The 10,176-nt window shown below is 38.9% G+C and carries 10 protein-coding genes; all 10 read left to right on the top strand.

Going from position 1 to position 10,176, the window contains the following annotated elements; translation table 11 throughout:
• Window positions 1-80: 80 nt before the first annotated feature.
• The 10 genes from NE671_RS15555 to NE671_RS15510 all read left to right on the top strand — a co-directional run bounded on the left by NE671_RS15555 (window position 81) and on the right by NE671_RS15510 (window position 10,024).
• A complete protein-coding gene (locus NE671_RS15555; RefSeq protein WP_059085761.1) occupies window positions 81-746 on the top strand; it encodes a response regulator transcription factor in 666 nt (221 codons plus the stop codon).
• Window positions 743-2,164, top strand: coding sequence for a sensor histidine kinase (locus tag NE671_RS15550; RefSeq protein ID WP_173740840.1), 1,422 nt, complete (start codon window positions 743-745; stop codon window positions 2,162-2,164). Before NE671_RS15555 ends, NE671_RS15550 begins: the two co-directional genes overlap by 4 nt.
• 99 nt (window positions 2,165-2,263) lie before the next feature.
• Window positions 2,264-3,748 (top strand): DUF6034 family protein, encoded by a 1,485-nt coding sequence (locus tag NE671_RS15545; protein WP_173740839.1) that lies wholly within the window; start codon window positions 2,264-2,266, stop codon window positions 3,746-3,748.
• Window positions 3,749-3,866: 118 nt separating this feature from the next.
• A complete protein-coding gene (locus NE671_RS15540) occupies window positions 3,867-4,640 on the top strand; it encodes a hypothetical protein (protein WP_256164156.1) in 774 nt (257 codons plus the stop codon).
• Window positions 4,641-4,658: 18 nt separating this feature from the next.
• On the top strand, window positions 4,659-5,387 hold the full coding sequence (locus NE671_RS15535) for an ABC transporter permease (protein ID WP_256164155.1): 729 nt from the start codon (window positions 4,659-4,661) through the stop codon (window positions 5,385-5,387).
• A 43-nt stretch (window positions 5,388-5,430) separates the two neighbouring features.
• A complete protein-coding gene (locus NE671_RS15530; protein ID WP_442859610.1) occupies window positions 5,431-6,081 on the top strand; it encodes an ATP-binding cassette domain-containing protein in 651 nt (216 codons plus the stop codon).
• 2 nt (window positions 6,082-6,083) lie between these two features.
• Window positions 6,084-7,394, top strand: coding sequence for a hypothetical protein (locus NE671_RS15525; RefSeq protein WP_256164154.1), 1,311 nt, complete (start codon window positions 6,084-6,086; stop codon window positions 7,392-7,394).
• Window positions 7,395-7,480: 86 nt separating this feature from the next.
• Window positions 7,481-8,098, top strand: coding sequence for a hypothetical protein (locus NE671_RS15520; protein ID WP_180214155.1), 618 nt, complete (start codon window positions 7,481-7,483; stop codon window positions 8,096-8,098).
• Between the two features lie 433 nt (window positions 8,099-8,531).
• A complete protein-coding gene (locus NE671_RS15515; RefSeq protein WP_242872569.1) occupies window positions 8,532-9,509 on the top strand; it encodes a M28 family metallopeptidase in 978 nt (325 codons plus the stop codon).
• Between the two features lie 140 nt (window positions 9,510-9,649).
• Window positions 9,650-10,024 (top strand): hypothetical protein, encoded by a 375-nt coding sequence (locus tag NE671_RS15510; RefSeq protein ID WP_015524968.1) that lies wholly within the window; start codon window positions 9,650-9,652, stop codon window positions 10,022-10,024.
• Window positions 10,025-10,176: the final 152 nt, after the last annotated feature.

Genomic DNA, 10,176 nt, shown 5'->3' with positions numbered 1-10,176 from the left:
GGTAACAAAAAATGCCGTATTTATGCGGCTTGTGGCGTTTCGCAAACGCCTAAGTTATAAAAACATGTGAGGTAATAATTATGAAGGCAAGAATTCTTGTGATAGAAGACGAAATGTCAATCAATGACCTGCTATGTATGAATTTGGAGATTGCAGGGTATGAAACAGTAGGATATCTGGATGGAAATGAGGCATATGAAGCAATTATTCAAGATCATGCGTTTCAGTGTGCACTTGTAGATATCATGCTTCCCGGAAGAGACGGATATAGCCTGTTACCGAAACTGAAGCAGTATGAAATCCCCGTAATATTTCTTACCGCAAAGGGAGATATCGCGAGCAAGATAAAGGGATTAAAAGACGGTGCAGAAGATTATATTGTAAAACCATTTGAAATGCTGGAAGTGATGGTCCGTCTTGAAAAGGTACTGGAACGTAATGGCACTGTACAAGAACAGATTCAAATTGGTGATGTTATCATTGATACGTCTAGTCGTACTGTTACAAAAATGGGCATGGAAATCTATTTAAAGCCAATGGAATATAACTGCCTCATGGTGTTCGCCAAAAATCCGAATAAAGCACTGACCAGGAATCAGATTCTGCAGGAACTGTGGAATGAAGAGTTCTGCGGAGAAACAAGAACTGTGGATGCACATGTGGGTCGTATCAGGAAAAAACTTGGCTGGCAGGATAAGATTAAAACAATTCCCAGAATCGGTTACAGACTTGAGGTGGATTTATGAAACTCTTAATAAAGATTTTTTTTCAGACTACATGTATCATTCTGTTGGTGTCGTCAGGGATCTTTCTCTATACCACTTATTGTTGGAAAAATCAGAGTATACAGAATATCAACAGTTATGAAAGCAGTATATTCAGAACAAATATCTTACAGTTTGAAAATAAAACAAGCCTTTCTGACAATCAGAAACAGAATGCCGACAACGAAATGCGCCCCCAAATAGTTACTTATGCTTTTCGGCAGGTTTTTCATGACAGCGCGGTTTTATATCTTGATGGAAAAATGACCTATAATGGAACTGTTTATGAATTCGATGTAAAAAAGTTAAGAGAATTATGTGAAAGTAAGGCAAACATGGTGGATCATGGCAGCAACAGTGACGGTCATGGCCCTATGGTCAGTCAGATAAATGGAAGGACACTTTTGTTATTTTACTATGGCAATGTAAATATGGGATATCAGATTGTTACTTATAAAGATATAACAGATGTAATAGAAAAAAGTCATCTGCTGTTTTTTCAGACGGGTGGATTTACTTTATCTTTGATCGTGGTGATGGGAATTATCCTTTATTTGAGCCTTCGAAAAATCACAGCACCGCTTACAAGCCTAAGAGAAGCTACGCTTCTTGTTTCTGAAGGTATTTATGATTTTAAAGTACCGTCAGAGGGCAATACAGAACTTGCGCAGGTAGGTGCAACCTTTAATTTTATGACAGGTAAAATAAAAGAACAAATTGAAAGTCTTTCTAACATAAACCGGACACAAAAACAGCTTATTGGAAGTCTGGCTCATGAGCTGAAGACCCCAATGACTGCAATCATAGGCTATGCAGATACATTGCTTACTGTGCGCCTAACTCCGGAAAGGCAGGAGAAGGCTCTGATTTATATTGAAAATGAATGTCGCAGGCTTTCAAGACTTTCTATGAAAATGCTGGAATTAACCGGACTCTACGAAGCTTCGGAAGACTCATTCAATCCAGCTGAAATACAGGTGGATAACTTCCTGAAAGAAGTAAAAGAACTCATTGATTGCAGGCTTCAAGAAAAAAACATCTCTCTTGATGTATTTTGTGAACCAAAAGAATTGGTAAAGAAGTTTGATCAGGACTTAATGATAAGTGTAGTGACAAATCTAATTGATAATGCAGTCAAAGCTTCCAGGAAAGAATCTAAAATTGTGCTTGAGGCAACCCCAGACCATCTGATGGTTCAGGATTTTGGAAAGGGAATACCGAAAGAGGATCTGGAAATGGTGACGGAACCATTTTATATGGTAGACAAATCTCGTTCCAGGGCAAAAGGAAGTGTAGGACTCGGTCTTTCTTTATGTCAGAAAATTATAGAACTGCACGATTTCCAACTGAAGATTGAAAGCAATCCGGGAAAAGGAACTACCGTCTCTGTTTTCTGGTAATCACACTAACGTTTACATATCAGTTACAAATCGCGAAAGATTTGGTGTAATGCTCGATGATATACTTATAACAACCTTAGAAAGGAGATATTACCAGAAATGAGAAAAAACATAAAAAAGTTTGCAGGAATAGTGCTTTGTATTGGAATGTTTACAGGATGCGCACAGACCCCGGATTCTTCTTTGGTAAAGCCGAAGGGGAGCAAGGCTGTAGATGCTTATACGGAAGCGGATGATGTTAGCGGTTCTAAAGGAGAAGCATCTGAAAGCAAGAACGATGACGGTTCAGAGTCAAAGACAACCATCAGGAATCTCATTGATGCTCCTCAAAATTATAAAAGCCATGTGGAAGATGACAGTGCCAAGCTCGTGGTAAATACAGATGCAAGCGTAGAAATTCCGGAAGTGGAAAAGATATCTGCTATTTCTGTCACCGCGGCAGAAGTTACCCAGGAGCTTCTCGACCGTATTACAAACGCATTCTTCTCAGAGGCAAAACTTTATACCATGGATAGTTATTATGTGAAGACAAAGGATGAAATTAAAAAAACTCTGGATGAACTAAAAGAAGACGTTGCAAACGGAAACCTGGATCCGTATAACTATGGAACAGACGATGATGGGAATTATGTCTATGATATCTATGAAGATATTGAGACATGGGAACAGGAATACGAAACTGCTCCGGAAAAGAAAACCCTGACAGAGGCAAAACCTGTTGCCGGAAATTATTTCAGTTGTATTGCACAAATGCCAGACGATTCACAATACTACTATATGATATCTTCCGATGGCTCCGATACCTTGTCAGTCAAGATCAAGAAAGCAGCAAACAAGGGCGGGGAAAAAATACCGGAGGATGCAATGTGGTGTGATTACGGATATTCTGAAGAGGAAGAAAAACCCACAGAAGAATCTATCGGGCTGTCCCTGGATGAAGCAAAAAAACTTGTAAAGGAAAAAGTTGAAAAAATGGGCATCACAGATTTGCAGTTTTCTAACTGGAATTACGCGGTGTGCAAAAGTTTTGAAGACGATAATAGTTCAGGTGATTTTGGAAATGGATATAGAATTGATTATGCACGTACCATAAATGGTGTGCCGGTCACTCAGACAATTGCAAACGGTGGGGCATTGGAAGATATGGACAGCACAATGGAAACATGGTCTTATGAAAGTCTCTGTTTCTATGTCGATAAAGATGGCATAGAAAGCATGACTTATTCAAATCCCTACACAATTGGTAAAATAAAGACAGAGAATTTAAATCTTCTTTCGTTCAGCGAGGTTATGAAAATTTATGAAAAAATGATGGTGGTAACAAACGCTGATAATATGCAATATGAAAATTCCAGGGTCTATAATATTGATCGGATCGTTCTTGGCTATGTCAGAATATATGAGCCGTCTACTGACGCACACACAGGTATTCTGATCCCCGTCTGGGATTTTTTCGGCAGCATGACTTCAGAAAGTGAATATAACGGAGAAACAGAATCAAATACCAGTAAAGATCCGAATGAAAGTTTCCTTACCATTAATGCCGTGGATGGCAGTATCATAGACCGGAATCTGGGTTACTGACATGAGACAGGTATTTGGAATTGTAAGGTACAATTTCTTCGGATTTCTACGCAATCCCAAAGTTATTTTTATATTTCTGTTAGAATTTGTACTTAGTTTCCTGCTTACAGGCAGAATCATGGTTGTAATGGAGACCTACGATACACCGGTACAGGCCATTGAACCATTTATCTGGACATTTGGGGATGGGATAGCAGTACTGTCCAGTTCGCTGCTCTTGCTTCTTATGTTTTCTGACCTGCCGAAGATGACACCTATTACTCCGTACCAGCTGACCCGGACAACCAAGAGGAAATGGCTTTTAGGTCAATTCATTTATGTTATTCTTGTAACTGTTTTATATACGGTTTTGATGCTGCTGTTTACGGCCGTGCTGTGTATGAAAAAGAGTTATCCAGGTAACCTGTGGAGCGAAACTGCGGCCATGCTTGGTTATTCAGAATTAGGAAAAAACCTGCAGGTCCCTTCTACAGTAAGGGTCATGGAAAGTATCTCACCCTATGGCTGTATGCTGCAGGTTTTCTTCCTTCTGTTTTGTTATTCGCTGACCTTAAGCTTTGTAATCCTTGTAGGAAATCTCTATAAAGGGAAGACTAAGGGGATGATTTTTGGCCTTCTTTACAGTGTCTTTGTTTTTTTATTGGACCCGAAAGTACTGGCTGCAATTTTACATAAAGAAAAATACGAAATGTATCAGGTAAATGTATTAATCTGCTGGATCAGTCCTCTGAACCAGGCAGTATACGGAAAACATAACTTAGGTTATGACCCATTGCTTCCGAAAATCACGCATTCCTACATGTTTTTTCTGGGTATTTTAGTTCTTCTTGCAGTTTTTGCAATTAACCGGATGAAAAAATATACCTTTGAATTTCTTGGAGAAAAGACATGATCGGGAGGGGGAATACCTGTGTGGGGTGAAACAAAACGTATGTTATTTAATAAGAATTTTCTGGCAGCATGGCTGATAGCCTGCATTTCCATCGCCATTGGCCAGACTTATCCCAGCTTAAAAAAAGCACTGGCATGTGGTACTTTTATCAGTATACTGGAAGGTTCCTTAAAAAGTCAGGCAGTATCTTTTGCCATTCCGGTAGCGGCCGTATTGCCATGGAGTGATTCCATTCTGCAAGAATATAAAAGTGGATTTTTAAAGGAGATACTTCCCAGAACGACCCGCAGACAGTATGTCGAAGGTAAAGTCTTTTCTATTATGATGTCTGGTTTTATGGTCTGGACATTAGCTATACTAACGGTACTTTTTATCAATTTTATTGTGTTCTATCCGCTGGAGATACAGGGTGCTATTCAGAAAGAAGCACTTCTGGACTTGCTCATGAAGGCATTCCGGACAGGACTTATCGGAAGTATCATAAGTACTTTCGGTGGAAGCTGCGGGATTTTATGGGATTCTGCTTACATGGCATATGGAATCCCTTTTGTAAGCTTTTATTTTGGAATTATCCTTCATGACCGCTATTTTAAGAATCAGATATGGTTTTATCCAGTAGAATGGATACTGGCTGATGAAAATTGGGGACCGGACAAAATAGGAGTTTGGCTATTTCTACTGTTGTTTTTATTAGTAATGCTGGGAATTCTGGGAGGTGTTTTATATGGAAGATTGGAAGAAATCTGAAGGGACATTTAATCTGGCCTGTGATCCGCAAAGAGCAAGTGGAATGATACAGAACACCTGCGTAAAAATAGAACACGTGACCAAACGTTTCGGTGAAGACATCGTGTTACAGGAAGTAAATCTTTCCTTGAAAACAGGAAACGTCTATGGGATTGTTGGAAATAACGGTTCAGGAAAGACCGTCCTTATGAAATGCATCTGTGGGTTTCTTCCTGTAACTACAGGCACTATTTTTGTATTTGGGAAAAAAATAGGCCATGATGTGGATTTTCCTGAAAGTCTTGGAGTTATTATCGAGACTCCCGGTTTTCTTACACAATATACGGGCTTTAAAAATCTGGAGATCCTGGCAGACATGAATGGCCGGATTTCGAAGGCCGATATCCGCATAGTCTTAAAAAGGGTAGGATTGGATCCGGACATGAAGAAACCAGTCGGAAAATATTCCCTTGGAATGCGTCAACGCCTTGGTATTGCACAGGCCATTATGGAAGATCCTCTGTTTTTGATCCTGGATGAGCCGTTTAATGGACTGGATAAACATGGCGTGGAAGAAATAAGAGAACTTCTGCTGGATTTAAAAGCAGCAGGAAAAACCATTTTGCTGGCAAGCCATAATGAAGAGGACATCAGAATCTTATGTGACCACGTATATGAAATGGATGGAGGAATCTTAAGAGAAAGGACTGCCTGATAATGAAAAATTTATTTGTAAAAACGGCATTAGTATTGTGTACGACAATAATATTTCTTCCAGCTACCATTTTTGCCACAGAGCCTCAAAATACGGAAGTTACATCTGCTGAAGAAGGATTTACGGACTCAGATCCGTCCGTATCTTATGAGAATGATAACTCGTTAACCCTTGATGAAAAAGAGGATGAATCTCCGAGTACCGAACCTCCGAGTACCGAACCTCCGGCAGAGGATGAAAAGACTCCTGATAAAGCTGATACCGATAAAGAAAATCCGGATCCGGATATTTTTACATCAGGAGATGACTTTGGTGATGGTTCTAAATCGAATCCTTTTCATGTTGTAATAGACAGTGATAATCCGGAAGACGGTGACGCCCCGCAGATAACAGATCCGGTTATAGACAACGGGTATTCGGGCGGTGGGGGAGGAGGTAATTCAACATCAGACTCATCAAGTGAAAAAATATTACATAAACCGCAGGTATTATTAGAAGACAGCAATCTTTCAGGTGGACGATTGGAGGCTGGTTCTACAACAGAAATGTCGCTGACATTTCGAAATAAAAGCTGCAGTCAAAATGTATTTGGTTTAAAAATTTCCCTTTCTACAGAGAACAAAGGAATTGAATTTGAGAAAAACTCTTTTTATGTACAAGTCCTGGCTCCTGGTGAAGCAATTACTTTGGAACAGATGATTACTATAACAGAAAACTGTGATCCTGGCCAGGCTGTCATTACTTTTTCTCTGGATTATGAAGATTTGAAAGCAACGGCAACTACCAGTACAGAATTACTGTCTTTTCAGATCATCCAACCGGTTCGTGTTAAGCTGGAAGCTTCAGATATTCCATCTGTTTTATACACTATGGATACAGTAGAGATCCCGGTAAAAGCAATGAATCTAGGAAGAGACAAAATATACAATGCAAGTGTCAGCTTAAAGGCTGATGAATTAAGCTCAAACGATACTGCATTCTTAGGGACCATAGAGGCCGGAGATTTATCCCAAGGAAGTCTTCGCATATATGTAAAAGGAAAAACAGGAAAATGTGCAGGACAATTAATTCTTACGTATGAGGATGCAGATGGCAAATCATATGAGGAAGAAATAAAATTTGATTCTGAAATCAAAGAAACCCAGATAAAGTCTTTAAAGGTTGAAGATGACCAGGAGAAAACCAATAACTGGTGGTATTCCATAGCTGCAGTTGTTGCAGTACTGCTTATTTCCATAATCCTGATTCTGGTCAGAAAGCTTCATAAGAAAAATATCCTTCTCGAAGAAGTGAGAAAGGCGGATTCTCATTGAAAAGAAAAAAAATAGACAGCTTTACCTTATTTGTCATACTTCTGCTGGCATTGATACTTACATTATTAGGAATGCTGCTGGCAGGTATGAAAGAAGAAAAACGGCAATTTACTGTGTTGCTCCCACTTGGAGATCTGGCTTATGATGAAGATTTTTTGCAGAAAGCGAAGAAGATAAAAGGTATAAAAGAAATCTGGCCAGTCATAGAAGTCCCGGTTGTCATCAAAATTGAAGATTATACGGAAACAACGACTTTTTCAGGAATTGATATGAATGCGTTTGGAAAAAATCCAACTCAGAATGAACTGGGGAAGATGCCGTTGTTATTGCTGGGAAATGGTTCCCTACGGGATATGAAAGACTATAATAATCATGCCATTTCAAAAAAACAACAGGAAAAATTTTTAGAGATGGGTGAAAACCTGAATATTTTTTATTCCCTGGATGAAAAAGAGAAGGATACTTCCAAAGCCACAGATGATCTTACTACCTTATCCAGCAATTCCGCAAGAGGACCGCAAACCTCATATATGCCCTGTAAAGCCGCTGTAGTAATAGAAGGCAACGAAATCTACATACCCATTTCCCAGGCACAGGATCTCTGCAGAGAAATAGGAGAGCCTTCTGAAATCAGTAAAGTATATCTAAAAATAAATGGAAAAAATAACCTGGAGAACGCAAAGAAAATACTTTCAGGAATTTAACATAATATATAGCAAGAAGTCTCTTTCCTTTACAGATGTGCAATGAATTGTAAAAGCACTGTACGAACGCTGTAAAAGCAAAAAAGAACACTTGGTTGGTGATGCAGTTCATGGTATAATAGTATCAGTTGATAACATAAATGATAAAAAAGCTAATTTTGTTAAAAAAGGATCACAATGTACATTTAGAATATCAGATTTACCGCCTTTTGATCATGTGGTTGTAATGTTCCGTGCATAGCCCAGAATGGAACTAAGTAAATTTATCAATGTCTGTCCCTTTTTCAAAATCTGAGATTTAATTGGCAGAAGTATATCACATGATAATGTTTATGGTATGGAAAAAAGCTTTCGTTGTAGCCTATGGTTTTGCATGGAAAGTTATTGGATAAAAGATACTGATTAATACTTGGTAAAATGAGGGAGCTCACAAATGAAAAAAATTACAATTGCCTTAATTATGGTTATATCATTAATAGCACCAATTCAGACAATGGCGGAGAGTGTTACCCAGAACGGTACAATAATAGAGCCTTTGGAACAGAATATTGAACAGATCATCGATGAAATCACTTCTGAACCGCGTCCAATAAATTCTGATGCAATACAGAATGTAAAAGAATATATTAGTGAATATTTTGGCAATCTGGGATATGACAATATAGAATACCAGAAATTCGAATATAACGATGAAAACAATGAGAATGCAATAAGGCATTCCTCGCAGGCGGATGTGTTTCTGGCATCAACAGCCGAGAATGCAATTGTTGACGGCATTGGTGAAAATATCATTGTGACAAAAAACTCATCTATTGATACTACAAAAAATCTGATCATAAGTGCCCATTATGACAGTGCAGAAGATTCGGTGGGCGCCAATGATAACGGTTCCGGAGTGGCAGCAGTGCTTGAACTGGCAAGGATTTTAAAAGATACAGAGATACCGTATAATATAAAATTCATCCTGTTCTCGGGCGAAGAGAAATATATGCTGGGTTCAAGATGGTATGTTGGTAAGCTGACGGAGGACGAGCGGAAACAGATCATCGGAGTAATAAATATTGATACTATTGCAGAAAAAAGTGATCTGGGTTATATGGCGATGATCGAAGGAAACAAAAGACCAGACAATGCGGAATATGATGATGAGGGATTGAAAAAACTGGCAGAATTAAATAAAAACAGTATGTCAGAACTATTTACACCCAGTGACAGATTTTTCCTGACAATGGCAACCAACAGTGACCATTATCCGTTTGCATTAGTGAATATCCCGGCAGTATCTATTGTCCAGGACTGGCAAGATGGTTTGAACGTGAATGATAGTTCTGATGTAAAAGAAAATATGGATATGCAGAGAATTGTGGAAGTGATTGATCAGGTTATGGAAGTACTTCCAACGATCAATTAAATTTATATCAAAAATCTCCCACTAATGGTAGTGCCAGATAAAAAACATTGTAGAAGTCAGTAATATTAATGTTTTTCATGGTGCTAGCACAGTGTGAAGTCGAAATAATCAAATACTGACAGAGACTAGGAGGTGGAATAATGAAAAAATGGATCGTGATGCTGGCGGTACTTGTTATGTTCTGTCTGGCGGGATGCGGGGAAAAGCCGATGACAGCAGTGTATTTTCATACAGATGATAACAGCTGGTATTTTGCGGATCTGGACACGGACACGATTTTCTCCGGAACGATACCGGATAAGCTTACGGATGAGAATGGAAAGAAGCTGACAGAGGAAGATATGACAGACGGAGATGTTTACCTAATCTATGGAGATGGTATCATGCTGGAAAGCTTCCCGGGACAGTATCCGGGAATCACAAAGATGGTACGGAAAGAACAGGGCAATCAGGAAAAGGCCGATCATTACCGGAAGGAGCTGCTTTCCATGATGCGTCCGGTGACTGGAGAGTGATAAAATAAAGCTTTTTTAGAAAAATATTAAAAGAAAATATATATCCATTTCTTCTATATTTTGATAAACTATATATTAAGGCCACTGAGAAGAATAAATTTTAACAAATGTAGCAAGAATTCTCCCACCTCTTCAGGTGGTGAGATGAATTG

Source organism: Blautia sp. DFI.9.10, assembly GCF_024461705.1.
Taxonomy (GTDB): Bacteria; Bacillota; Clostridia; order Lachnospirales; family Lachnospiraceae; genus Blautia_A; species Blautia_A fusiformis.
This window is presented reverse-complemented; position numbering and strand designations above follow the sequence as displayed.